At 43.7% G+C, this 24,083-nt stretch carries 23 protein-coding genes; 8 read left to right on the top strand and 15 right to left on the bottom strand.

What is annotated here, in order from left to right:
- Nucleotides 1–20 precede the first annotated feature (20 nt).
- The 5 genes from ACFI6J_RS15955 to ACFI6J_RS15935 all read right to left on the bottom strand — a co-directional run bounded on the left by ACFI6J_RS15955 (nt 21) and on the right by ACFI6J_RS15935 (nt 5,401).
- Nucleotides 21–1,433, bottom strand: a complete 1,413-nt coding sequence (locus tag ACFI6J_RS15955; RefSeq protein ID WP_061486562.1) for a collagen-binding domain-containing protein — start codon at nt 1,431–1,433, stop codon at nt 21–23.
- Between the two features lie 181 nt (nt 1,434–1,614).
- A complete protein-coding gene (locus tag ACFI6J_RS15950) occupies nt 1,615–2,025 on the bottom strand; it encodes an ExbD/TolR family protein (RefSeq protein WP_014950746.1) in 411 nt (136 codons plus the stop codon).
- 142 nt (nt 2,026–2,167) lie between these two features.
- Nucleotides 2,168–2,956, bottom strand: a complete 789-nt coding sequence (locus tag ACFI6J_RS15945; RefSeq protein ID WP_081106143.1) for a CLCA_X family protein — start codon at nt 2,954–2,956, stop codon at nt 2,168–2,170.
- A 25-nt stretch (nt 2,957–2,981) separates the two neighbouring features.
- The gene (fldB, locus tag ACFI6J_RS15940) at nt 2,982–3,518 is read right to left on the bottom strand and encodes a flavodoxin FldB (protein ID WP_014950744.1); all 537 of its coding nucleotides are present in this window, start codon (nt 3,516–3,518) and stop codon (nt 2,982–2,984) included.
- A gap of 17 nt (nt 3,519–3,535) precedes the next feature.
- Nucleotides 3,536–5,401 (bottom strand): metallophosphoesterase family protein, encoded by a 1,866-nt coding sequence (locus tag ACFI6J_RS15935; RefSeq protein ID WP_061486560.1) that lies wholly within the window; start codon nt 5,399–5,401, stop codon nt 3,536–3,538.
- A 271-nt stretch (nt 5,402–5,672) separates the two neighbouring features.
- Between ACFI6J_RS15935 and ACFI6J_RS15930 the strand changes: the two genes are divergently transcribed.
- Nucleotides 5,673–6,794 carry a hypothetical protein gene (locus ACFI6J_RS15930; RefSeq protein ID WP_014980331.1) on the top strand — a complete coding sequence of 374 codons (1,122 nt, stop codon included), beginning with the start codon at nt 5,673–5,675 and terminating at the stop codon, nt 6,792–6,794.
- 101 nt (nt 6,795–6,895) lie between these two features.
- Here the strand turns inward: ACFI6J_RS15930 and msrA are convergent, their stop codons facing one another.
- Complete coding sequence (gene msrA / locus ACFI6J_RS15925; RefSeq protein ID WP_014950741.1) at nt 6,896–7,441, bottom strand: peptide-methionine (S)-S-oxide reductase MsrA; 546 nt, start codon at nt 7,439–7,441, stop codon at nt 6,896–6,898.
- 224 nt (nt 7,442–7,665) lie between these two features.
- Here msrA and ACFI6J_RS15920 point away from each other — a divergent pair, with 224 nt between their 5' ends.
- The 3 genes from ACFI6J_RS15920 (at nt 7,666) to ACFI6J_RS15910 (ending at nt 10,509) form a co-directional block, all read left to right on the top strand.
- Entirely contained in the window at nt 7,666–8,061 is a 396-nt protein-coding gene (locus ACFI6J_RS15920) for a thiol-disulfide oxidoreductase DCC family protein (protein WP_014980330.1), read from the top strand.
- The gene (locus ACFI6J_RS15915; RefSeq protein WP_061486559.1) at nt 8,051–8,776 is read left to right on the top strand and encodes an SDR family NAD(P)-dependent oxidoreductase; all 726 of its coding nucleotides are present in this window, start codon (nt 8,051–8,053) and stop codon (nt 8,774–8,776) included. Before ACFI6J_RS15920 ends, ACFI6J_RS15915 begins: the two co-directional genes overlap by 11 nt.
- Nucleotides 8,777–9,087: 311 nt before the next feature.
- On the top strand, nt 9,088–10,509 hold the full coding sequence (locus tag ACFI6J_RS15910; protein ID WP_014950738.1) for a sodium-dependent transporter: 1,422 nt from the start codon (nt 9,088–9,090) through the stop codon (nt 10,507–10,509).
- Nucleotides 10,510–10,623: 114 nt separating this feature from the next.
- Here the strand turns inward: ACFI6J_RS15910 and ACFI6J_RS15905 are convergent, their stop codons facing one another.
- Both ACFI6J_RS15905 and ACFI6J_RS15900 read right to left on the bottom strand, forming a co-directional pair.
- Nucleotides 10,624–11,436 carry an NAD-dependent epimerase/dehydratase family protein gene (locus ACFI6J_RS15905; protein WP_061486558.1) on the bottom strand — a complete coding sequence of 271 codons (813 nt, stop codon included), beginning with the start codon at nt 11,434–11,436 and terminating at the stop codon, nt 10,624–10,626.
- 166 nt (nt 11,437–11,602) lie between these two features.
- Nucleotides 11,603–12,433 carry a DUF2884 family protein gene (locus ACFI6J_RS15900; RefSeq protein ID WP_014980326.1) on the bottom strand — a complete coding sequence of 277 codons (831 nt, stop codon included), beginning with the start codon at nt 12,431–12,433 and terminating at the stop codon, nt 11,603–11,605.
- A gap of 346 nt (nt 12,434–12,779) precedes the next feature.
- Between ACFI6J_RS15900 and ACFI6J_RS15895 the strand changes: the two genes are divergently transcribed.
- A complete protein-coding gene (locus ACFI6J_RS15895; protein ID WP_014950735.1) occupies nt 12,780–12,971 on the top strand; it encodes a hypothetical protein in 192 nt (63 codons plus the stop codon).
- A gap of 75 nt (nt 12,972–13,046) precedes the next feature.
- Here the strand turns inward: ACFI6J_RS15895 and ACFI6J_RS15890 are convergent, their stop codons facing one another.
- Genes ACFI6J_RS15890 through ACFI6J_RS15880 form a run of 3 tightly spaced genes read right to left on the bottom strand, consistent with a single transcriptional unit; the run spans nt 13,047 to nt 16,192 of the window.
- Nucleotides 13,047–14,384: a mechanosensitive ion channel family protein gene (locus ACFI6J_RS15890; protein ID WP_061486557.1), complete on the bottom strand. Its 1,338-nt coding sequence runs from the start codon at nt 14,382–14,384 to the stop codon at nt 13,047–13,049.
- A gap of 3 nt (nt 14,385–14,387) precedes the next feature.
- Nucleotides 14,388–15,281 carry an acyltransferase gene (locus ACFI6J_RS15885; protein WP_061486556.1) on the bottom strand — a complete coding sequence of 298 codons (894 nt, stop codon included), beginning with the start codon at nt 15,279–15,281 and terminating at the stop codon, nt 14,388–14,390.
- The gene (locus ACFI6J_RS15880) at nt 15,278–16,192 is read right to left on the bottom strand and encodes an acyltransferase (RefSeq protein ID WP_014980324.1); all 915 of its coding nucleotides are present in this window, start codon (nt 16,190–16,192) and stop codon (nt 15,278–15,280) included. Before ACFI6J_RS15880 ends, ACFI6J_RS15885 begins: the two co-directional genes overlap by 4 nt.
- 113 nt (nt 16,193–16,305) lie before the next feature.
- Between ACFI6J_RS15880 and fghA the strand changes: the two genes are divergently transcribed.
- Complete coding sequence (gene fghA / locus ACFI6J_RS15875) at nt 16,306–17,148, top strand: S-formylglutathione hydrolase (protein ID WP_014980323.1); 843 nt, start codon at nt 16,306–16,308, stop codon at nt 17,146–17,148.
- A 77-nt stretch (nt 17,149–17,225) separates the two neighbouring features.
- On the opposite strand, the gene ACFI6J_RS15870 is transcribed toward fghA, so the two are convergent.
- The 4 genes from ACFI6J_RS15870 to ACFI6J_RS15855 are packed head-to-tail and all read right to left on the bottom strand — an operon-like array spanning nt 17,226 to nt 22,175.
- The gene (locus ACFI6J_RS15870; protein WP_061486555.1) at nt 17,226–19,346 is read right to left on the bottom strand and encodes a putative bifunctional diguanylate cyclase/phosphodiesterase; all 2,121 of its coding nucleotides are present in this window, start codon (nt 19,344–19,346) and stop codon (nt 17,226–17,228) included.
- A 9-nt stretch (nt 19,347–19,355) separates the two neighbouring features.
- Nucleotides 19,356–19,841: a Rab family GTPase gene (locus ACFI6J_RS15865; RefSeq protein ID WP_014980321.1), complete on the bottom strand. Its 486-nt coding sequence runs from the start codon at nt 19,839–19,841 to the stop codon at nt 19,356–19,358.
- 15 nt (nt 19,842–19,856) lie between these two features.
- Nucleotides 19,857–21,620 carry an OmpA family protein gene (locus tag ACFI6J_RS15860; RefSeq protein WP_061486554.1) on the bottom strand — a complete coding sequence of 588 codons (1,764 nt, stop codon included), beginning with the start codon at nt 21,618–21,620 and terminating at the stop codon, nt 19,857–19,859.
- A gap of 3 nt (nt 21,621–21,623) precedes the next feature.
- On the bottom strand, nt 21,624–22,175 hold the full coding sequence (locus ACFI6J_RS15855) for a hypothetical protein (protein WP_061486553.1): 552 nt from the start codon (nt 22,173–22,175) through the stop codon (nt 21,624–21,626).
- 415 nt (nt 22,176–22,590) lie between these two features.
- Between ACFI6J_RS15855 and dusA the strand changes: the two genes are divergently transcribed.
- Nucleotides 22,591–23,565, top strand: coding sequence for a tRNA dihydrouridine(20/20a) synthase DusA (gene dusA / locus ACFI6J_RS15850; RefSeq protein WP_222936674.1), 975 nt, complete (start codon nt 22,591–22,593; stop codon nt 23,563–23,565).
- A 192-nt stretch (nt 23,566–23,757) separates the two neighbouring features.
- Nucleotides 23,758–24,045 (top strand): hypothetical protein, encoded by a 288-nt coding sequence (locus ACFI6J_RS15845; protein ID WP_049588678.1) that lies wholly within the window; start codon nt 23,758–23,760, stop codon nt 24,043–24,045.
- The last annotated feature ends 38 nt before the right edge of the window (nt 24,046–24,083 follow it).

The following is a 24,083-nucleotide window of genomic DNA, read 5'->3' as shown; positions in this document are numbered from 1 at the left end:
GTTATTCTCTTCTCAAAGCGTTAGTTCGCTTTTCTACGTCTAGCTAGCATGAAACATCCAGCGCCAAATAAAAGGGCGATTGATGCAGGTTCACTTACGTTGATAGCGCCGAACTGATAGTTATTTACTTGGCCTGTCGGCGCATTGTAGGTTTCGCCGTCGTCATTAATCAGTTGCACCAACGGAGTGACCAAACTATTAGCAATGACATTACCGTCTACATGACCATTGTAGAAACTTAGCTCTGCATATGGCGCCAGTACACTACCTTTAACACCCACACTATGTAGTGTAAGAAAATCAGCATCAACAAAGTTAAACAAGATGTTGTTGGTATAAAGGCCATCATGACGCTGACCTACATTGTTGTCATTGTCTCTGTACTGGCCATTTTCTCTGAAATATTCATTTTCCTGCGTAAAGGCCGTATTAAAGAAGCCAGTGTTAAATAACTCAACTGATTCACCGTACACATTGATGATGTTGTAGCTGGTGGTTGAGAAATCGTAAACAATGCCTTTATCAGCAGCGCTGAACCAACTAGCGTCAATATTGTAGATATTGATATCATCAGAGCCAGAGAAGGTAATGGTATTTAATACATCCTTGCTAGCGTCGGTACAAGCAACCGCTTGATCCGAATCGTTAGCGTCAGTGCACGACAATGTTGTTGTGCCATTCACCGACATTGACGCAAACTCCTGAGACTGCGCTGTTACTTCGGCAGCAATAGCATTAAAGTCGATATTGTTAACGTTAGCCTTACTCACGCTGCCCTGTTCAACAGATGTTGCTGTCGAACCATTGATAGCGGTGTAATTGTTAACGTCGTTAAGCGTTACGGTACCGTTAACTTCGCTGCTATCAAGTTCAACGCTAGACTCAGCAAATACGTTTCCGTTTTCAACTTGGGAGCCATATAAAGTAGGGTTACTCACACTGTCGTAAACACTATTAGGCCCACCAAGTTTCACAGTATTGGCGTGCACATCACCTGATACAACATTTGAGTTACCTAGTTTGACATCACCTTTCGATGAGATACCGCCAGACTTCACCGTAGAATTAATAAGATTTACAGTCTGCTGAGCGTTAACCGCTTTATCGAATGTGAGTTCAGATCCAAACACCATACCTGACACGGTAGTTGAACCACCGTGAACATCACCGCGCGTGAAATGAAGGTTACCGCCTACGGCAAGAGCAGACTCAGACATATCTGGCGATAGCAGTAAGCCGACATTGAAATCGGATACGTTCATTTCGCCACCGACAGCTAGTCTTCCCTCAACATCGGAAGATTGGCCGGTAAAGCTATCGAAGATGAATGCGTTATATTCAAACGCTTCACTTAGTTCAATTTTGGCGGCAGACACTTGTGGTGCTGACATAACTGCTGCAAGTACAGCAGTGTAGAGTATTTTTTTGTGCATAATGGCTCCAGTGACATCAGAGTCTGGAACCGAGTTTCAACATGGATTTTCCAGACACACCGAATGGTACGATCTGAACAAAATTCATGCGATAGCACAAGAGATACTTTGGTATAAGGTCTTATACGAAAAAAGCCACCCGAAGGTGGCTTTCTTTAATTTGCGTGGTCAGAAAGGCGTTTTAGCTGCTCTTTTTAACCAAAACAGATACTTTATCAATACCTGCAATTTTAACTTGGTTCATAACTTCTACCACAGTACCGTGCTCACTGTCTTCGTGAGCCTGGATAGCAGCTGAATCCGTGTTGTTTTCCGCTAGGTATGTTTGCGTGTTTGCAACCACACGACGAATATCAACTTCGCGGCCGCCCATCATAATTGTGCCATCAGCATCAATACGGATAGAAAGCGCTTTTGAAGGCTTATCGTTTTTCGCTTGATTATCTTCAGGACGGTTTACGTCCAAACCTTTCTCTTTCACGAACGAGGTCGTTACGATGAAGAAAATCAACATGATGAACACGATGTCCAACATGGGGGTCATATCAATCTGAGCCTCGTCTTCAGCCGAGGTATGCTTCTTTCTTTTCATCTCGTCTTCTTTCTTCTGTTACGTTCGAGCGCTTTAGTATACTGCTTGTTACAAAAATATACAGGGTTTTGTACAAAAACAGTGTGCTCATTAACACTTGTTGTTGAAAAAATACTCAGTTTCACAGTAATAAAACAACAAACTAGGTTTGTTTATGTGAAATAGCGACACCTAATTGGTAAAAATACAACATCAATGCCTGATTGAGTGATGTACGCAAGTTACCATGAGGATAAATGCCAAGTCTAGCTTCCGTTGATTTTTTTGTCCCCTGCACCAAAAATGCGTTTTTGATCTCGTGATCTTGAATACAGGCTTCAAATGCGCGGGCAGCCATCTCCTGAGGCATAGCATAATAATACATTTTTAACGCGCGATCAGCTTCTACGGATCGCACAAAGTACTCATTTGGTCTTTTTTGATCATTTAGGAACAATAGCGAGAAACAATCGCTCAATTTGTGATTCAACGGATGAGGATTCATCGGGGCATTGTCGAGCCAGGCCTGTGTAGCAAAGCTGCCGGCGGCAATACCGTCGAACATGCGCGGCGCAATATAATGATCGAAAGCGTGAAACCATTCGTGGGCTAGCGCTCCGGCTCCTGCATTTTTTGCTAGCGCAAGCTGTCTTTTCGCACTGTTGTAGTGGGCACTGCTGTGTTTTTGACCGCCACTGCCAAAAGCCAGTGACAGGGATCCGTTTAACGATAACACCTGTTCATTGATATTTAAGATCGCGACCAGATCGTAAAGCGCATCGAAAAAGAGGTTGGCAGCGATCTGTTGTTCTTCTGCTGTTACCCATCTACCCACAGTGATCGTAGCGAAATTAAACAGTTTGCGAATATCTTGAAATGAAACATCAGCGCCGTCCCTGTGGCTTGGGCCGTTGCGATAAAACTGCTGATGAATACGGCCTTTACTTTCCAACACTGACATCCGAAATTTATAGGCGTTAAGCCATCGAGACCAATAACTGTTCGCACCATGCTTCGATGCGCGCGTCTGTTTTGTCGTATTGGTTTTCATCGTCAAGAGACAGGCCAACAAACTGAGTTTTGTCTTCGGTTAACGCTTTTGAGGCGGTAAATTCGTAGCCTTCGTTTGGCCAATAACCCACGATCTTACAGCCTGATGGCAATATTGCATCGTGAAGCATGCCTAATGCATCTTGAAACCATTCACCGTAACCAAGTTGGTCGCCAAGTCCGAATAAGGCGATGGTTTTCCCTGATAAATCCAAACCGTGCACTTCTTCCCAATGAGACTCCCAATCTTCCTGGAGCTCGCCAAAGTCCCACGTTGAAATACCAAAAATGATAATGTCGTATTCGGCCGTGCGCGTTAGGTTAACGTCTTTAATGTTGTGAAGGTCAACAATATCTTCGTCGAAAAGGCTATTGAGCTGCGCTTGGATTTTTTCTGCTGCCATTTCGGTATAGCAGGTTGTTGAGCCGTAAAATAATCCGATGGACAGTGCGCTATCACTCATTAGATACCTCTTTTGAACTAATCGTCTTTAGAAGCTGGGAATTCTACCTCTTTACCGTTGCTCAACAAAGCTTTGCACTGAACATCGGTGTTTTTCTGTGAAATTTTTAATACACCAATGGCGCAACCGTTGAATAATTCGCCATAGCCCAAACTTGGTTCTCTCGCTTTTACCGACATATTTCGGCGTCTTGTGAAAAGGTTTAGAGGCGATTTAGAGCGATAAAGCACGCGGTTTAATCTATCTAGCCATTTGATCAATCCATCCGGAAAGGCGTTTTTTAATCCGCTGCAGGTGAACTGGGTGATGTGAGGGCTGTTACGCCTAAAGCGCAGGCGTACATCGTATACAAAGGAATAGTGCACATCGCCAGATAGAATGATGAAATCGGGGGGCGTTTTGTAATGCCTGAATATGTTTAATATAACGTTCGCGGTGCCTTTGTGGGCCATCCAGTTCTCAGCATCAACAGTAAGCGCCTTGCCAAAAAACGTAAACACCTTTTGAATGGCTTCGATAACCTTTACACCATAAATGGGAGCGGCAGAGACAACGATGACAGATTCTTTGCCGATTATAGAATGCTGAAAATCACACAGTGCTTCCCAGTCCATTAGCCCCGAGGGCTTATTCATATTAGATTCACTGCGCCAACGCTGCGTGCGGGTGTCTAAAACCTCAATAGGTGGTGTGGTATCTAAACGGTAATGCCACTGATCAAAATCCAACAGCTCATCAATGATTTCATCGTGCGAGTTTAAACCGCTTTCTCCCATTGATTCTTGTACTTTAGCAATTAATGGCGCTACTTTTTTTGGTGCATTTCCCCATCCTTGGCAAAGCAAGTAGCCGATAAGCGCATTGCCGATCATGCGTTTTGATAGAGGGTTTCCATAGACTTCTTGTTCCCAGCCCCGGGTTAAGTTCCAGTCGTCGGTAACATCGTGATCGTCAAAGATCATATAGGTAGGAATGTGTGCCAGGGCCCTACGTACCTGCGGTAGCTGTTTTACAAAGCCGTTAAGCGCCTCGTGTTCTTTGTCGAAAATAGCATGGTATTTTGGGGGGATCCCATCTTTATCTATATTGATATCAGCCCAAAGCGTGTCGGACCACACTAGTAAATACATAGCGATGATCTCCGCACTGCCAATCAAATGGTTTTGCGCGTTTACTGATGTGAATACCGGTTTTTTCTTAGCACCAAAGAATATTGAAGACAGTACCGTATTGGTCGCAATTTGTGGCAGAAGCTGCTCTCGTTCGTAATACCCATGTTCATGTGTGGCAAGTTCATTAGTGTTGGTTACTACTGCCCCTTCCAGTGCTTCATGATAAAGACCTAAACGGTCAATCACGCTGTGTATGGCTTTAAGCATAGGACCTGCGACATCATCAGCGTAAATCTGATCGCCCGTCATCAACAGAAGATCGGGAAAATCATTTTGCTTTTTGAACGCAATTTTATGGAGTACATCTACTTGTGCTAGGGCATCATCACTGTGAAAGTGAGGCTTACGGCATGAGCCGTGCAATATGGTCTCGGGAGTCTCGGTGTAGTGGAAACATAAGGAAGACTGCCCATCGTAAAGAAGCCCGCGTTGTTCATTTTCCCATGAAGCCTGCTGAGCATCGTCGCTAAAAGATAGCGAGTAACCTATCCGCGCAGTATCTTCGAAGGGCTCTGACGAAGTGAAAGAGAGCAAGTGTATAAATGCGTACTTACCTACGCGTATGGTTTCGCGTTGACAATTGCCGCTGACGACGACTTCATTTGCAGATAGATTTAGCGTAGGTGAATCGGCGTTACTGGTTACTACCCAAATATGACATTCTGTAGATGTCACCTTTCTTACTATCGGACCTGCAATAACTTGGGGCAAGTGCTGCGTAGAAATGACGCTCTCCTTTAATTTTCGTCAATATTAATACACGTAAGCGTGTTAACTAAATATGCTGCACATTAATTAAAAACATGATGACAGCACGACTATTTAACGTTGCCAAATCATATATGTACTCAGCAAACCTGATGTCTATCGCATAACCTTACTCTTTTTTGTGAATAAACGGTATGCTCGATATACTCCCTTACAATTTTTTCAGTTTTACCTTTTGCTCTCGTCTTAATAAACGGAGAGAGGACTTCACACTATGCTAAAATATTTAACCAGTGCTGTGCTAACCACTTTACTGATAAGCGCCTGTAGCGAGCCGAAAGACGTTGTTATTACTCCTGAACCTCAAGACTTAACAGAAGTCACTGTGGGTCAATGGATCCTTGATGAAAAAGGCAACGTTATGTTTGATCCTCAAACCTCAGGGTTAGTGGTGCTAGACGGTCAACTTGTCACTATCGCAGATGCTAGCGCTGATACCACTCAACAGTTGAAACTTCATAGCATTTCACCAGATACCGCAACGCTGAGCGCATCGAGCGAACGCTTTTCATTTTCCAACACCGTGCGCCGAAGCTGCTTTTATAGCTATTTGAGTGAGCAACCTGATTTAGAAGCGCTAGCCGTAGACCCCAGAGACACCAATGTAATTTATACGGTTACCGAAGATGCTACCCGTACCGGCGCATTAAGCCCTCGCTGTGAAACCAAATACGAAGAGACAGGGTCAACCGATTACCCCACCTTGTTGGTAAAATTGACACGAAAAGATAATGGCTCGGTTGAAATGTCGGATGTGCGCCCACTACAGTTTCCGCAAGAGTTCGAAGTAGGTAACTTCCCCAACGACGGCATTGAAGGGTTGACGATGGCTGAAGACGGCACGTTATATCTGGCGCTAGAGAAAGATAAAGCAGGACAGCCAAGAATTTTTACATTGGCTGTTGATGAAGACTTTTTCTCGTCGAATGATTTTGCCACAGTGAGCGAGCCTAACCTTCAACTTCCTTCGTTTACTTCAGGTAATCACCCTATCAATGGACTGGCGTTATATACTCATTCAACCGGCGCATCCTATTTGTTTGGCGCAGCAAGAAACGACAATGAACTGTGGGTAATTGATGTGAATGGCAATAAGCCAACAAAGCGTATCCCTATTAAGTTCGACGTTGCCGGCGATCAGAAGTGTGAACAGTACACAATGGATAATTCGTCGATGGAAGGACTAGTGACCATTGAAAATACCTTGTGGATCATCAACGATCCTTGGGAGAAAAACTACCTTAAAAACGCGACGTGTGAAGCGCATAAGAAGCGTTATGAAGACTTAGCGCCTTTATTATTTCCACTAGAAATTAACAGCGTTTGGTTTGAATAATAAGAAAACGAATAGATTGAAAAACAAAAGGGTTGCTTTTAAGCAACCCTTTTTATTGTTGGCTAACACTATTGATAGCGCGCTTAATATCGCTGTTTTATTTATGCGTCGCTGCGAAGTCGAGAAGCGAAGGTTTTTTTGAACTTCGCAAGCTTAGGCGCCACGACCATAGAGCAATACTGGTTCTGTGGATTATTTTTGAAGTAATCTTGGTGGTAGTCTTCGGCGTCGTAGTAGTTATTTACTGCTACTATTTCAGTCACTACGGGATCGGGCCAAATCTCTTCTTCTGTGATTTCTGCGATAATTTTTTCTGCTTCAGCTTTTTGTGTATCGTCGTGATAGAAAACCGCGCTGCGATACTGTGTGCCTACATCATTGCCCTGTCTGTTAAGCTGTGTAGGGTTATGCAGCGCAAAGAAAATTTCTAGTATCTCACGGTAGCTAATGCTGTCGGCATCAAACGTCACTTGTACCACTTCAGCATGGCCAGTATTTCCTTTGCATACCTCTTCATAGGTTGGATCGGCCTTTTCGCCTCCAGCATAGCCAGAAATTGCTTTTTCCACGCCTTCAACGCTATTAAACGCTGATTCGATACACCAAAAGCATCCGCCTGCCAACGTGGCGACTTGTAAATTTGCCATAGTAAAAACCTCTCTTAATCTTTGTCTGTAGTGTGGGTGCGGGTAGGTCACAACACAAGTCATCCAAGCGTGTTTTTTTATCGTATAAACGAATATTAAATAAGAATAATGTGCGAGCTAAGTGAAAGGTTTTAACATGTGAGGTTAACTGCTTTCTTTCAAGCAGTTTGCAACCGGTAAGAATGCGTATAAGCGTGTTCAAAATTTGGCAGAGGTATTCGGTCGTGATTATTTTCTATGACGGGTATTGTCCGTTGTGTATCGCTGAAATGCGTCATTTAAGAAAAAGAGACAAGCACAACAAATTAACATTGGTAGATATTCAGGCCCCCGATTTTTCGAGCCGTTATCCAACCATGGATTGGCATGCACTCAATGCAAGAATTCACGGACTTCGTGAAGACGGGACGTTGATAACTGGCCTTGATGTCACTCATGAAGCATGGAAAGCCGTGGGCATGGGTTGGCTATATGCACCGCTTCGCTGGCCTGTTATTTGTCATATAGCCGATGCTTTCTACAATGTATTCGCAAAGCATAGATACACCATTTCATACCTGTTAACAGGTAAAAAACGCCAGTGCGATCGCTGCATACCAGGAGAGGCCAGTGAAAAATAACGTCCTTATAGTGGGCGCGTCGGGCGGTATTGCGTCTGCGCTTATTGAGCAATATAGCTGTGATGGTGCTAGGGTGTTTGCGGTTAGTCGCGTTCCTTTATCTGACACTAATCATTCTGGGGATGTTACCTATCATCAGCTGGCCGAACAGGACGATAGGCACATTTACGGTTTTGTAAAACAACTCGCTGAGCAAGACGTTGTGTTAAATACGGTAGTAATAACAACCGGTTTTTTGCATAACGAAAGCGATGGCATTCATCCTGAGAAACGTTTGGAAGATGTCAGCGAGCAGGCCTTAGCGGCTTATTTTTCGACTAACAGCATTATTCCCGCAATGTGGCTCAAGCATTTGGTGAATATAATGAGTAAAGAAGGCTCAACCCTTGTTTGCTTAAGCGCGAGAGTAGGGAGTATTTCAGATAATGGACTTGGAGGGTGGTACGGCTACCGCGCGTCGAAAGCGGCGCTCAACATGCTGGTTAAAACGGCGTCGGTAGAATACAAGCGCAGATTGAAAGACGTGATGCTTGTTTGTTATCACCCTGGGACGGTTGATACGGGACTTTCTAAGCCTTTTCAAAAGAACGTCGCCGCCAAGAAACTGTTCACGCCTGAGTTTACCGCTAAACAGCTCATTCACCACCTTTCGGCGCTTAATCGAGACCAAGCTTGTCATTTTATCGACTGGAATGGCGAAGTGGTAACTTGGTGATACGGTCTAACATCATTTCAGCAAGTCCAACATCAAGACTTTTTATTTCACTGCTGTTACCATGCTATTTTTGGGAATGGTGCAGCGTATTGATAAGCCCATAGAGGTAGCAATACAACGCGTTGACGCCACACGTGAGTCATAACAACAAACGCCATCCTGATAATAAATAATACCAGTTCGCTCGGCTTGATTCTTACGAATAGTAAGTACCGACAACCAGCATAAATTGTGAGCACACGACGTGTTTGTGCATCACAAGGCATGATACGGCGAACTGCTATAACAATAACTCAACAAGAGGAAGGGATATGAGCGGGGCCAGAGAACAGTTCGGATCGCGCATAGGTTTTATTTTGGCAGCTGCAGGTTCTGCGGTAGGCATAGGTAATTTGGTAGGGTTTCCTGTCGGTGCAGCTAAAAATGGCGGTGGTGCATTTCTTTTAATGTACGCTATTTTCGTTTTTGCCATTTGTTTACCGGTAATGCTGGCGGAAATGTCAGTAGGTCGCCATGCTAAAAAAGACCCGCTTGGTGCATACAGTGATATAAGCGGTAATGAAAAGAAATGGAAAGTCGCGGGGTGGCTAGCTATTGCTACGCCATTCATGATTGCCGTTTTCTACATGGTTATTACTGTGTGGCTTTTCGGCTATTTGTTCGAAGCAGTAAGCGGAAATCTAGACAAGTTAGCTAACCCAGAAACCTTTGGGCTGTTTATTAACTCAGAAGCTATCTTTTTATATATGGCGGCCGTTGTTGGTGTGGTCTACCTCATCCTTCAAGGCGGTGTAAAAGAAGGGATAGAAAAAGCGGCAAAGCTGCTCATGCCTGCGCTTTTCGTGATGCTAATCGGTCTCGTTATCTTCGTATTAACCCGCGAAAATGCGATGGCTGGCGTTGAGTTCTACATTGTTCCTGAGTTTTCAAAAATCACTGCTGAAGTGGTGAATGGTGCGCTATCGCAGGCCTTTTTCTCTCTATCGTTGGGCATGGGTATTCTTATCACCTACGGGAGCTACATTGATAAGCGTGCAGATGTACCGAGCGCTGCCAAGCTGGTGGCGTTGACGGATACAGCCGTGGCGTTCACTGCGGGTTTGATGATCCTTCCAGCCATCTTCTCTTTTAACCCAGACATTAACCCTGATGATTTAAGTGAATCGTCAGTGGGCATGATTTTTACTTACCTGCCTAGTATCTTTCTAGCGTTACAAGACTCGATTGGATATATGGGCGCATCGATTGTCGCTAGCTTGTTCTTCTTATTAGTGTTCTTTGCGGCAATTACGTCGCTAGTGTCTATTTTTGAAGTACCTGTTGCGGCGCTTATGGATGAAAAAGGTGTAAGCCGTAAATGGGCGCTTGGGTCGCTAGGAAGCATTATGATTTTGCTAGCCATCCTAAGTGCGTTGTCATTCGGTAAAGTTGATATGCTTACGTCGTTTATGCACTACGCTGGCGCAGATAAATCACTATTTGATGTCATTTACGATGTGTTCTACGACACGATTTTGCCTTTAAACGGCTTGCTAATTTGTTTGTTTGTTATTTATCGTTGGAAGAGTGCAAACTTCAATGCTTCTTTGGAAGAGGGCAGCAGTGGTTACAAAGGTAGTTGGTTTGAAAAATACGTGGATATATCGCTGAAAACCTTTATTCCACTTATTTTACTCGTGATTTTTGTAAACACGGTAGCGGTAAAATACTTCGGGTTGAGCCTATTCGGATAGTCAGGTTTTACATGAAATGACGTGAGCTAGCAGCGAGCTCAACTTAAAAACGGCAAGCCTAAAGCTTGCCGTTTTTGTTTGTGTCAGAGTATGTATTTTCACTAAGTGTAAAGCCTAAAACATGCGATAGGGGTCACCGTACACTGGCGTTACATTTAGCCTTGCCCAGCTTTGTGCGGCGTCAATCACCTTGCCAGCAGGTTCTGCTTCAGTATCAGAAAAGTGCGGGGCATCAATATCCATCGCCTTCGCTGCATCCACGTAATAAATACCGCGCTTAGGGTGAGACAAGCTGCAAAGGTGAATAACATCGTTAAGCGGCTTGCCACAAATGATGGTCGTCAACGCAGATACAATGTCGTACACATGTACAAGGTTTATTCGCTTATTTCCTGCATCTAACTGTTTTCCACTTAACGAGCGGGCGGGGTGGCGGTCTGGGCCTACTAAACCGGCTAGGCGAACAATACTGATATCAACCTGACCTCGTTTAGACAATAAATAGTCTTCAATAGTCACGTGGGCTTTGGCCGAGGCTGTTTGCGGCTGTGTAGTGCTGACTTCGGACACTACCTCATTTGTTGCATCGCCGTAAACCGACGTGGTGCTGATAAACACAATATGCGCTACCTTTACATTGATGGCTGCGTCTATCAACTGCAGCATATTGTTGGTGTATGACGCGAGATCTGTGTTTCTCCTGCCAGGGGGAATATTTAGCAACAAGGTAGCGTTTGGCAAGTAGTTACAAAGCGCTGATGTATCTTCGCCTAGGGCATATTCAATTGCGGTGATACCTTGCTCTTTTAACGCGAGACGTTTCTGTTGGCTTCGAGTGGTACCAACAATATTGACCTTACCTGAAAGTGCTTTGCCCACATAGCTGGCTAACCAACCGTAGCCACTAATTACTACATTTTGAGTCATCGATTAAATACCCCTTTGTTTATGGCTTAAGAGTACATTAATTGAAGGGCGGTTGTCGTTAACTGTAAAAATGAAAAACCGACTGGGTTACAGTCGGTTTTCTAAGGTGAGTGGTTAGAGTTGTAAGTCGTTTCGCTCTGCGCGTTTAGTTCGCTGAATTTTCCAACTACATTTTCATTTCGTCGTTGTGGTCATGGTGGTTGTCTTGATCAATATCTAGCAGGTTCAAGTCATCTAGCCCCGATATGGATGCCTGCATCTTGCCTTCGGCATAATCCGCTTTCTTCAGTACCTTACACAATGCATCACCTTTTTCTTCTAGCGCAGCCGCTTGGCTTTCTAAGCGATATTCTAAATCTTCACCCCAGCGCTCCATCTTTTGCTCAAACTCAGACATATCACCGCCTTCCCACAACATTTGTGTTCCTACGGCGATAAGAATTCTACCCATAGACTCACTGATTAAAGACTCAATTTGCGCTTCGAATTCTTGCTCCCAGCTTTCGTCAAACCAACCTGGCTCATCGAATTTAGTTGAATCAACGCGAATATTGCCTGCGTCATCATAGAATGAAGTGTTTAGTTTGGTTTCAAGTGAGTCGAACAGTTCACGAAAATCATCACCCATTTGATCGCCGCCTAACAGTTCAGTAAATACTTCAGTTACTGCCACATTGGCAATTTGCAGCCCTTCACTGGCGATATTCAAGGTCATAGGGATGGCGATATCAATGTTGTTGTAATATTCACTTACCCAGCGCTGTTGTTCGCTGTCAAGCGATACTGATTCACCGTTAATGGTCATATTGTGATGGGAGTCAATCGTCATCACTGAGCCATTGTCCATCTGTACCGTTAGGTCACCTTGGTAATATTGAATATGACCATCAAGCTCCATGTCACAACTGTTGTTTTGAAAGCTGCTGTCATGCGCAAATGCGTGGCCGCTCATTAAAGCACTGGTAAGGGCAACTGAAAGTAATAGTTTCTTAGACATTGTTTATTCCTTAATTTACGTGTGACGCGTTAACGAAAGTGCTCGAAGCAAACTGCAATGCGTTGTAGTGTCACTGTCAGATAGACGCTAACGATACTCGCTGTTATACCTAAGGTAGAGCAATGGCCTTGCCAATATTTAAAGTCTATATCTTTCAAATGGTTAGTGATATTTGATGATTTCTTTATGCTCTGCTAAATACATTATTTAGTGAGATTACCAACTAATTAGTAGTTTTGACTAAGATCAATTAATATCAATAGCGGTACATTTAAGCCAATCCAAGCATGGTTAAATCTTATTTATTGGTGCATAATACCGCCAATATTTTTAAGGGGTTATCACAATGGCTGATTGGATTAATGCAATTATGTTTGGTGTTGCGCTAATTGCCTTTACGCTAGGGCTAAGCAGCATCGTTATGGGCTTTATGACTGCTAAAGCAGGTGCTGAAGGTATGCAGGAAAAAATCGAGTACGGTTTTTTTGGCGTTACTGGTTTAGTACTTTGCTTACTGATGGCCTACGCATTGGCTTAAGCGATAAGCATTAAAAAAACCGGCTATCTCAGCCGGTTTTTTTTCGTCTTGAACAAGTCTTTATTCATCACTGCCTTATCGATTAGGTTCGCTCTTCTCCTGAGCATCTTCAGGCGCATTGTCGCTTTCAGGACTGTTTCTATAAGCGCTTTGTTCGCGATGGGCAAGCAGCGACAAATGTCCATCACGTTGATAAGCGCGTAAATCGAACAAATCCAGCATAGCCATAACGTGGTCGAAAATATCCGCCTGTACTTTTTCGTACCTCACCCATTCCTTTTGTGCGCTGAAGCAGTAAATTTCTAAAGGTAAACCAAGCTCATTAGGCGGTAGCTGCCTAACCATTAGGGTCAGTTCTTGGTTTATATCCGGGTGCTTGCGCAAGTATGCCTCTAAATAAGCTCTAAAAGTGCCGATGTTGGTAAGGCGACGGCTGTTTAGCAGATCCGACTCATCAATGGAGTAATCTCGGTGATAAGCGCGGAGTTCATTTTTCTTCTTATCGATATATTCGTTGATATAGCGAATTTTCGAAAAGCGCTCTAGCATATCGTTGTCACAAAGTTTAATAGAGTGCACATCAATATAAATGGCGCGCTTAATTCTGCGTCCGCCAGACTCTTGCATACCGCGCCAGTTCTTAACTGCTTCTGTAGTAAGGCTGTAAGTCGGCAGCGTAGAAATGGTTTTATCCCAGTTCTGTACTTTGACGTTGGTAAGGCCTATCTCGAGTATTTCACCATCTACTTCATACTTAGGCATGGCAATCCAGTCGCCTGTATTAAACATGCGGTTTGCGGCTATTTGAATGCCGGCAACAAAGCCCAGAATGGTGTCTCTGAATATCAATAGTAAAACAGCGGCAATGGCGGTTAAGCCAGACACAATAAGTAGCGGGCTTCTGTCTACAATCAAAGAAATACTTAATAGTATGGTGATGATTGCAAAAGCGAGCTTAGTGACTTGAATAAAGCCAGTGATAGGTGCGCGTTTAGCAAGCGCTGAGGCGTTATAAACGTCTTCCACTGTGCTCAACATGGCATATAAGGCAAGAAGGCCGCTATATAGCATGTATAGCTGAGCGCTCTTTATCACCATACCGTGCATCACGGCTTCATCGCTAATAAGTACTGGTGTAGTTAGGTAAATAAACAGGGCAGGAAACAGGTGCATTAAGCGACGGAAAAATCCGTGCTGCTGCAAGGCGTTGTCCCAGAGATTATTGGATTTGTATACCCAACTGGCTATCTGGGGGCGCACCAATAGCCTTGCGATAATATAGATTATCGCCGACACCACTAAAATACTACTTAGTGCGATGACGTTATACAGCGGATCTTCAGTAGTAAGATTCGGGAAAATATCATTAACTATGTGAATAAAGTTATCGCGTACTGAAGCACTGACTTCCATTAATTACGACTCCAACATTTTCTTTATACGGTTGTCTTTATTTTCCCATAGACCGTTCAACCAGTTTTGGAAATAAAGACGAAACTCAGACTCAGTGCGTTCTGAATGCTGTTGTAATTCAGGTACCGGCGTAACGTTCACATCGATCACGATTTTTGACATCTGACCGCTAAGCATTGCCATCATAGGATGACGCTTATTTTCCGGGTAGAGCAGTGAGATATCTAACACGTTGGTAAATAATTCGCCCATAGCTGAGAGTGTAAAGGAAACGCCGCCGGCTTTGGGGGGCAGGAGGTTTTCATAGGGACTTTGCTTTGACAGATGCTTCAACGAAGTAAATCGAGTCCCCTCTACAAAGTTAATGACCGTTGTGGGCACCGTTCTAAACTTCTCACAATACGCTTTGGTGGTTTCGAGATCCTTTCCTTTTTTCTCTGGGTGCTTTTCTAAATAAGCACGGGTGTATCTGTGCATGAACGGCATATCAAGCGCCCAGGCACCCAGTCCGACAAATGGCAGCCAAATAAGCTCTTTCTTAAGGAAAAATTTGGGTGCAGGAATGCGGTTCGTTGCGAATTCAATGAGCAGAATAATGTCGAGGTAGCTTAAATGATTGGCAATAATCAGATACCAACGGTCTTTTGACAGTTCGCCGTGTACCGAACACTCAATATCGACGCGGTTGAACAAGCGTATCATGAGAACGCTGACCCGTCCGAAGCTAAACATTAGCCCGTGCATCACTTTATTCCATGCCGTTCTTATCTTTCCGTTAGGCATAATAAGTTTTACCAAGCCCAGTAAGATAATTAGGCCTCCCCACAACGCAAGATTGAGGATTTGTAGTGAAGTGTGTAATACGAAAATAAAAGGAGCGAGTACTGCGCGAATCATAATGGTTTCTGTGTTGCGTTTAGTGAATCTAAAAGTTGATCTTTGGCATGCCAGCGCTCATTCAACCACGTCTGAAAACGGGCTCGAACTTGCGGATCATCAAAATAATCGTCGTTGAAAATGCCGTTTTCCATAATGTCTTTGATGGGCATTACGTTGATATTCACACGAATATCACGAACCTTACCACTAACGAAGTCCCAGAAAGACGGTACGCCGTTAGGGTAATCAATTGTGACATCAATAAGTTTATGCAAATGATCGCCCATCGCAGACAAAACGAATGCTATGCCGCCTGCTTTAGGCTTAAGTAAATGAGTGAAAGGCGAGGCCTGCTTGTCGTGCTTGGCTTGCGTAAAGCGGGTGCCTTCAACAAAATTCATAATACTTACAGGCTTATTTCTAAATTTCTCACACGCTTGGCGCGTGGTTTCCATATCCTTTCCTTTCAAATGTGGATTTTTAGCCAAAAATGATTTGGAATACCTGCGCATAAATGGAAAATCGAGTGCCCACCAAGCCAGACCTAAAATGGGAACATAGATAAGCTCTTTTTTGAGGAAAAACTTCAAAAATGGGATTCTTCGGTTAAATACACGTTGAAGAACTAAAATATCGACCCAAGATTGATGGTTAGCAACAACGAGATACCAATCATCTCGAGTGAGTTTTTCTAGTCCGTTTACTTGCCATTTGGTGCGTCCGCTGATGCGCTGATTCAGGTTATTAACGCCGATCCACGCAGTCGCGCATGCGTCGAGTAAATAAGAAATGAATCGTCGCCACGGCGCAAAAGGTATAAGTTTAAAAATAGCCAATATAAAAATAGGCGTTGACCACACTACCGTATTGACGAAATAGCAGATGACCGAAATAGTGCCAACAATATGATGCAACAGTGCTTTTACCATTGTACTTACCTCAAAAATTAGGCGCTTAGTGTAAACGAACTTGATCTAAAATCCGATAGAGCCTTTACTGATTCCACAATAAAGGTGCAAATTTACGTATTTAAGGAGCTGAAATGGAGCTTATTGGCGAAAATAGAGCATTCGGGGGACGGCATTTACGCTATACCCATAAAGCTGAAACAACACAATGCGATATGACCTTCGCAATTTTTCTTCCCCCTTTCGCCTCGAAAGAAAAGCCAGTGCCCGTGCTTTACTGGCTGTCAGGGCTGACATGTACCGACCAGAACTTTATGCAAAAAGCCGGTGCAATGAAGCTAGCGGCGGAATTAGGTATGGCTATTGTAGCGCCCGATACATCCCCCCGTGGCGAGAACGTTCCAGACGACGAAGAAGGATCTTATGACTTTGGCCTTGGGGCAGGCTTCTACGTTGACGCTACGCAGGCGCCGTGGGATAAGCATTACAAAATGTATAGCTATATTGTGAACGAGCTACCTGCGCTTATTGAAAGCGAGTTCCCTGTAACCAAAGAGCGCGCTATTAGCGGTCACTCCATGGGCGGACACGGTGCTTTAGTTATTGGCATGCGTAATCCTAATAAGTTTGTATCGGTATCGGCCTTTAGCCCTATCTCAAATCCTTCAGATTGTCCGTGGGGCGAGAAAGCCTTAGATCGATACTTAGGCGATGACAAGGCAGCATGGCAGGATTACGACGCCTCGTTGCTATTAGCAAGCAAAACACACAGTGTACCTCTGCTAGTAGAGCAAGGGACAAAAGATGAGTTCTTGCACGAGCAGCTGAAACCTCAGTGTCTTGTTCATGCTGCGCAACAGTCAGATACGCAACTTACGCTTAACATGCATGAAGGTTACGATCATAGTTATTTCTTTATTGCATCATTTATTGAAGAGCACTTGGAGTTCCATGCAGGACATATGGGGCTAATTTAAGCGTAGAATACAAGCTGTAAAAAAGCCGGATCGTACTCCGGCTTTTTTGTTTATGGTTGATGAGGTTTTGCTTAAGCTTACTTTAGCTTTTGCGCTAAAGTTATAAATTCAGGTATGGCAACGGGGCGCTGATATAAGTAACCCTGACCATAAGCACACCGATGATTTTGCAAAAACTGTTGCTGCTGTTGGGTTTCAATACCTTCTGCAATAATCTTAATGTTTAAGTTGCTCGCCAGTCCAAGAATAGCCTGAACGATAGCTTGGTCGTCGGTGTTTTTCTCAAGTTCACTGACAAAGGAGCGGTCAATCTTAAGCTCATCGATAGGCAGTTTCTTCAGATACACCAGTGAACTAAAACCTGTACCGAAATCGTCAATCGACACGGTGATCCCCATTGCTCGAAGCTCGTTGAGTAATACTGAAACGGTATCCAAGCTTTCCACAAACACGCTTTCGGTTAACTCGATAGATAAGTTTGAGCCGGGGAGTTGGTGATCTTCCAATGCGTTTTTAATTTGGTTTAGTAGTGCTAAATCTGACACTTGGCGGCCAGAGATATTAATGGCCAACCTAATGTCCAAATTAGAGGCCTTTAACGCTTCTATAGCATCACAAGCTTCATTAATAAGCCACTCGCCGAAAGAAAAAATGAGTTCACTTTTTTCAGCAAGAGGAATGAACACTTCTGGGGAAATGAACTTACCTTCCGGCGTTATCCATCTTGCCAAAGCCTCGCATTTAACAATTTTGCCAGTCTCTAAATCGACAATAGGCTGCAAAAAGAGTTTGAGTTCATTGTTTTCGATGGCAGAACGTAGCTGACTCTCAAGCTCGCTAATTGCATGATGTTGTTTGTGTAGTTCTTCACTGTAGGTAAGTGCCACATTGCGACCTTGGTATTTAGCGGCCTGCAAGGCGATGTCAGCACATTGAAGAAGTGATTCGGTTGACGGGCAGTGTCGGGGGAAGTTTGCCTCGCCAATATTTATGCCTAAGTTCGGCTCGCTGCCATTGAGAACGGTATAGGTTTGAGTGAGCTTTTTGACTAGCTGCTCAATATACTCGGCACTGGTAAGTTCGTTAAAGGTATCTTCACGTTTCACCAATGCAAACTCATTACTGCCTATTCTCGCTATAAACCCGCTGTTGCCGACAAAGGTCTGCAGTCGCAGTGCGAACGATTTAAGGATCTCGTCACCCGACTGATAGCTAAGTGATTCATTTATCTTTTTAAAGTCGCATATATCTATTATGAACAACTTGAATGCGATTTCTTCCTGAACCAGTCTTCTTACTGTATCGGTAAACAAATTGCGATTGGCTACCTTTGTTAACGAGTCCATTCCACTGGCAGTTAATACGCTCTCTTCTTTATTGTGGATATGGGTAATATCGGTAAGTAGGTAAACCCAATGGGTTAACTCATCCCCTTGTAATACAGGGTGAATGGTAACCTGAAGCCACACACCATAATCGTCAACAGGTTGCCAATAAAGCTCACCTTGCCAGGGGGCTTTTCGCTGCACTAGTGCGGGAAGAAACGTTGCCGGCGCATCAATATCAGTAAGAAGCTCGTTGACGCGAATAGAGCTTGGCGTTGTGCTATTACAAAGCAGCAATCTATGAGACGCTTTGTTGTCCAGTATCAATCCGCCTTTGTCGTCTAAAATGACAACGCCGGTTTCCAGGTTGTGAATAGCTTGCTGAATGGGCGGAACGAGCTTTTGAAGTCGGGTGTTCTTGCGTAAAACACCGTTTAATTTGTGCCTAATATATTCATGCTGACCTACAATTTCGTGATGGCTTAGCAATAATTCACGCGCGGCTTGCAGCGTTTTACGTTTTTCGTCAAATTGCTCTTCTACGTTTTTAACGACCAGATAGCGAGAACCCGATCCGCTATTAATTGCCAATGCTTCTAAGCGAAGTACTTGGCTCTCATTGTGCTCCGTCCAAAAGCCAGATGAAAGCGTAAATGACGTTTCGCCTTTCCATACTTCGTCGGCATCGAGAAAAAAGTCGTCTAAAAAAATGGAGGGGATATGCTTCTTTTGCAGTTTGTTGTTTTCGTCAATCGTCACAACATTTGCTAGCCATGGAAGTTCTGGCGTTAAGCATTCAATGTCGCTTTCGGAGTTACACCTAAATAGCGCGCAGTTAGTAATGCCTAATGCATTTAATAAATGAATATCCATGGCAATCTCCTACCAAAACGCAATTGTACTGAATAAATTCTCTACATTTTCACCGGTCTTTGCGCTGGTCTTCGTTAGTGAAGCGAATTTTTGAGCGTAAGAATTGAGTTCTTCCTCACTCCAGTGCCAACTTGTGGGGAGATCGGTTTTATTTACAACAAAAAATGCGGGGATATCGGGGTAGTGTTCGCGTGCGAGTTCTAGAATTTCCATGCCTTCAAGCAAGGATTGAGACCGAGTTTGGTCAACTACAATAATGTAGGCGCTTGCGCCGCGAAGGTAGCGAGGGTTGAAGCCACAGTATCTGTCGATACCTTCTAAATCCCAAAGTAGAAGCTGAACGCCGCGTCCGTCTTTATTGACTTGTTTCTTATCTATTTTTACGCCAATAGTGGTCTTGTATTTTTCGGAGAAAATACCTTCAACGAATTGCTTAACCAAGCTTGTCTTGCCAACACCAGTGGGCCCTAAAATACATACTTTTTTCTGTATCACCGCCAAGCTTCCTTACTATTGCTCACTGGATATCAAAACGTTTAACATAACCGAACGCCCCATTGATGCTTTCTGCAATGGTAGCTCTCCTAAACTTACGGGTATAAGAGTATCACTTTCTACGCCAAGTGAAATTAATGAATTCACAACATTCTCTGCTCGTTTTTGACTCAATGCGCGATTTCGTGCGCTTGAGCCTGAATTATCACTGGCACCCATCACAACAATACTGACAACAGTTTTTGTCTTGTCAGCAAGGGTTAACAACTGTTTTATGTCGTTTGCCAGAAGTTCTAATTTTGCTAACTGTACTTCAGAAAGCGCTTCTTGGTTAGTAGCAAAAAGTACATTTTGTGAAGAAACCTTATTAACTAATCGGTTCAATGCGGCCTTCTGGAGCTCAGCATTGTCAATTTGATACGCTGCTTTGACGTTAAGCGCAGTGGTATCAACGTTAACTGTCGAAATTCCAGGAATAGCGTTTATTTGCTGAGTAAAGTTAATTGCGGTTGGAGTGAACACGGTTCCTGAAATAATAAAGCTACGGTCTTCACCTTTTTCAATTAATAGGCTTTCTGATTCGCTGAGTGGATAGTCGCTCACGAGCTTTTCAAGTTTGCGTTCAACCACACTTGGTTTTAAAGAAACAAAGGGTTCTTCAATAACAGTAACTCTTTCTGCATCGATGTTATTATCGCTAAACCATTGTTCGATGCTAGTGGCGACCGGGTCGCGAAGGACTTTAGCGTGCACGTTCCCATTGGAAACATAAGTATCAGTTACTATGATGCCAGGTGGAGGAGGAAGCTCGTGCAAGTCGCTTTTTAAGATGCTTAGCGACAAACGCATAAAAGACAGCACTGCAAGTGCGAAAAAAATCACAAGAAGCACTAGTGCACCTATTAATCGGTTTGATTTTTTTCCTTCACCCTCTTTTCTTTCGCTTATTAAGCAGTCTGAAAGAATGGTTTCGCAACCGTCGAAGGGCGCATTGTCACCTTCATAAGTGAGCAACGGTTGCTGATAGAACTGATGAAAATCTTCCAACGCCTGTTGAAGTTTTCCGCGTACCTCAGGAGGAATACTGCCCGTAACTGCAGCAACAAGCAGCGCTTGTGGCCCAATTTTTATTAGCAGCGTAAAGTCTTCCGTTTTTATCTCGCCGAGCTCGTTTTCTGACTCGGTACTGGTAACGCCAAACGCATCTGCCACAAAGTCATTAATGGCCACTAGCATTGATGAAATTAAGTCTGCGTCTTTTTCTTTCTCAGGATCTGAAGAAATGCTGTGAAGTAGCGTGCCGGTCTCTCGATGAATGACCAGCAGCTGTTGGACTTGGTATTGGTAAATTTGAGATGCGACAAATTCAGAATACCTGACTCCGGACTGCCAAGCTTTGAATCGCCAAGATACGCTTTTGGGACTTAAGCTGTTTTCGATAAGCGCGTTAGTGCGCTCGACAAACTCAACAAGAAATGAAGATACCGCCTTTCTTACAAGCGTGCCAACCAAAGGGTAAAGTGTACCAACAATCTTGTCGCTATTAGCTTCTATAGAGCGGTGAAGCGACTTCTCTACAAGAGGAACAAGTACTTTGTTAACCGAGCCGTCCTTTGTCTCGCGTTCAAAAAGCGCTTCAGAAACGACGTTTGTCACGATGCCTTTCGCATCGCGATTCAACTTTTCTTGAACGAACTTGTCGTCTCTTCCAATGAGTAGCTCTCTGACTTTGTCTAGAGAGTTGTCAGATAGCTCCGACGGCGGCACTTTTTCAGTCATTAATTAATGATCTGTAGCGAGGTTGGTGGCCATAGTCGAAAGTAAGTTTGCCAACGTTTTTCTATCGGTTTTACTTTCTGAAAGCTCACTGGTAACCTGCTGAAGCTTCTCAAGTAGCTCTTGGTGACGCTTACTAAATAAATTATCAAGCGACTCTAGTTCTTGAACCACATGAGCTTCCAATGCATCATTGTCATTCTTTGCAGCTGTTTCAGCTATCTCCAATTCACTTTGCAATTTGTCAGTGGTGTTTTGAAGTTGCTCTTGCACGTTACTGTGGTTGTCGTTAGCACTGGCCAACTGATTCGATAATTCTGTGATCTGTTGGTCAATAAGCTTACGTATATCGTTAAACTGATTATCAAGATGCGTATTCAGTTTAGAGAAGCTGTCGTTGACCCGTGACTCCAACGCAGAAAGATCTGCACGGAAAGCACGGTTTGTCTGACCAAACAAAATCTCTCTAAGTTGAGCAAGTTCGTCTGCTGGTTTGGGCGCGCCTTCAGTTTGAGTTACGTCTTGCGCTTGCTGATCCTTCGGCTTCTTGTCCGCCATAAAATGTCTCCGGAAGGCGCAGTTCTTTGCGTTGAACACGCTAACGAGCTGCAATCACACTTTTGTCTGTGCTAATAATTATGGTTATTACTTTATACAATAGCCGCTAATCGTGAACTTTGAAATACACTAAAAGCATAATAGTGGCAAATACCTACAAAAATCCTTATACAAAAAAACGTTATCTTTTCAGTAAGTTGAATAATCAATGAAGATTTACTTATGCGTTCTACGATTTGAGCTGTTTTTTAAGGCTGAAATGGGACAATCAAATAATGGCAAGCGACATTGTTTTTTTATTGAACATAGGTACTATACGCCGCTCGCGCGTACGCGAGGTATATAAGTAATAACTGTGTCTGAGGTTCCTGTCGTGTCTATCACTCCACTAAATCGTAAATTCTCTGTCGCCCCTATGCTGGATTGGACAGACCGGCATTGTCGCTACTTTTTACGATTAATGTCTAAGCACACACTTCTCTATACAGAAATGGTAACCACAGGCGCGATCATTTACGGTAAGGGTGATTATCTGGGTTACAACCAAGAGGAACATCCTGTTGCTGTTCAATTGGGCGGAAGCGATCCGTCTGACATGGCTAAGTGTGCTGAGCTATCACAAGCGCGCGGTTATGATGAAGTTAACATAAACGTAGGTTGTCCAAGTGACAGGGTTAAAAATGGTAGCTTCGGTGCCTGCTTGATGGCCCAGCCAGAGGTGGTAGCAAGTTGTGTCAAAGCCATGCAGGCTGCGGTAGATATTCCCGTTACGGTAAAGTGCCGTATTGGCATTGATGATATGGACGAAGATGAAGACTTCGCTCGTTTCATCGATACAGTGGCAGATGCCGGATGCGATACCTTTATTGTTCACGCAAGGAAAGCGTGGCTACAGGGATTGAGCCCAAAAGAAAATCGCGAAATTCCGCCGTTAAACTATCCGCGGGTTCATAGACTTAAACAGGCTCGCCCTGAATTATCTATTAGCATAAATGGTGGGGTTAAAACGCTAGAAGAAACCCAGCAACAGCTAGAACTTGTTGATGGCGTTATGGTAGGGCGTGAGGTTTACGCCAATCCTTACATTATGGCTACCGTAGATAAAGAGATTTTCGGAGATACTGAAGCTCAGAGCATGTCACGACGAGAAATTGTGCTGAAAATGCAGCAGTATATTGAACGCCAAGACGATCCCTATTTCAAACCCTGGCATGCAGCTCGGCATATTTTGGGTCTTTATCAAGGGCAAGCGGGTGGACGTATTTGGCGTAGATACTTAAGCCAAAATGGAACAGGAAAAAATCCAGATCCCAATCTGCTGCTAAATGCGCTAGACGCTGTAGAAAGTGCACAAAAGGAAGTCGCTGCGTTTAATAGTCAAAAAGACTAACGATTTAGTAATTTTGACCAAAGTTTAATGTTTGTTCAATTCTTAAAAGCTCGCTGTCTCGCGAGCTTTTTTATTTAAATTTATATATATCAATTCCTTAACTGTTTTTAAAGGAGTTGGCACAGCTCTCGCAATCCTCTAAGTATCGCAACAACGGCGTGTTGTTGCACTGACTAACTTCAGAGGGAAATTATGAAAACTTCACTAATCGCAGCAACTTTACTGACAGCAAGCATGGCAAGCAGCGTAGCAAATGCAGAAGAGTCAGTGCTTCAAACGTTTTTAACTAATGTAGTTTCAAACGCAGTGGCTACCACATCACAGGAAATTAAGGCTGACGTGTACCAAGCAGTAGCAAACGCAACGTATCACTTTGAGCTAAGCCCACAAGAAGCGCGCGGAAGTGGTAAGGTCAGCGTGACTGATTTAGTTGTCGCTACCCCGTCTGAAGGTAGTTCTACAGAACAAGATGCCGACTAATTCGATATTGGTATCTAGCAAAAGCGCCGAAAGGCGCT

It is taken from the genome of Alteromonas sp. G4i13 (assembly GCF_054960505.1).
Note: the sequence above shows the minus strand (reverse complement) of the source record. Positions and strands in the feature narration are given on the sequence as shown.

What these genes read in the sequence shown, in the direction of transcription:
- ACFI6J_RS15955 (WP_061486562.1), bottom strand. Translation starts at nt 1,433, where the DNA reads ATGCACAAAAAAATACTCTACACTGCTGTACTTGCAGCAGTTATGTCA.
- ACFI6J_RS15950 (WP_014950746.1), bottom strand. Translation starts at nt 2,025, where the DNA reads ATGAAAAGAAAGAAGCATACCTCGGCTGAAGACGAGGCTCAGATTGAT.
- fldB (WP_014950744.1), bottom strand. Translation starts at nt 3,518, where the DNA reads ATGAGTGATAGCGCACTGTCCATCGGATTATTTTACGGCTCAACAACC.
- ACFI6J_RS15930 (WP_014980331.1), top strand. Translation starts at nt 5,673, where the DNA reads ATGCTAAAATATTTAACCAGTGCTGTGCTAACCACTTTACTGATAAGC.
- msrA (WP_014950741.1), bottom strand. Translation starts at nt 7,441, where the DNA reads ATGGCAAATTTACAAGTCGCCACGTTGGCAGGCGGATGCTTTTGGTGT.
- ACFI6J_RS15910 (WP_014950738.1), top strand. Translation starts at nt 9,088, where the DNA reads ATGAGCGGGGCCAGAGAACAGTTCGGATCGCGCATAGGTTTTATTTTG.
- ACFI6J_RS15905 (WP_061486558.1), bottom strand. Translation starts at nt 11,436, where the DNA reads ATGACTCAAAATGTAGTAATTAGTGGCTACGGTTGGTTAGCCAGCTAT.
- ACFI6J_RS15900 (WP_014980326.1), bottom strand. Translation starts at nt 12,433, where the DNA reads ATGTCTAAGAAACTATTACTTTCAGTTGCCCTTACCAGTGCTTTAATG.
- ACFI6J_RS15895 (WP_014950735.1), top strand. Translation starts at nt 12,780, where the DNA reads ATGGCTGATTGGATTAATGCAATTATGTTTGGTGTTGCGCTAATTGCC.
- ACFI6J_RS15890 (WP_061486557.1), bottom strand. Translation starts at nt 14,384, where the DNA reads ATGGAAGTCAGTGCTTCAGTACGCGATAACTTTATTCACATAGTTAAT.
- ACFI6J_RS15885 (WP_061486556.1), bottom strand. Translation starts at nt 15,281, where the DNA reads ATGATTCGCGCAGTACTCGCTCCTTTTATTTTCGTATTACACACTTCA.
- ACFI6J_RS15880 (WP_014980324.1), bottom strand. Translation starts at nt 16,192, where the DNA reads ATGGTAAAAGCACTGTTGCATCATATTGTTGGCACTATTTCGGTCATC.
- fghA (WP_014980323.1), top strand. Translation starts at nt 16,306, where the DNA reads ATGGAGCTTATTGGCGAAAATAGAGCATTCGGGGGACGGCATTTACGC.
- ACFI6J_RS15870 (WP_061486555.1), bottom strand. Translation starts at nt 19,346, where the DNA reads ATGGATATTCATTTATTAAATGCATTAGGCATTACTAACTGCGCGCTA.
- ACFI6J_RS15860 (WP_061486554.1), bottom strand. Translation starts at nt 21,620, where the DNA reads ATGACTGAAAAAGTGCCGCCGTCGGAGCTATCTGACAACTCTCTAGAC.
- ACFI6J_RS15855 (WP_061486553.1), bottom strand. Translation starts at nt 22,175, where the DNA reads ATGGCGGACAAGAAGCCGAAGGATCAGCAAGCGCAAGACGTAACTCAA.
- dusA (WP_222936674.1), top strand. Translation starts at nt 22,591, where the DNA reads ATGCTGGATTGGACAGACCGGCATTGTCGCTACTTTTTACGATTAATG.
- ACFI6J_RS15845 (WP_049588678.1), top strand. Translation starts at nt 23,758, where the DNA reads ATGAAAACTTCACTAATCGCAGCAACTTTACTGACAGCAAGCATGGCA.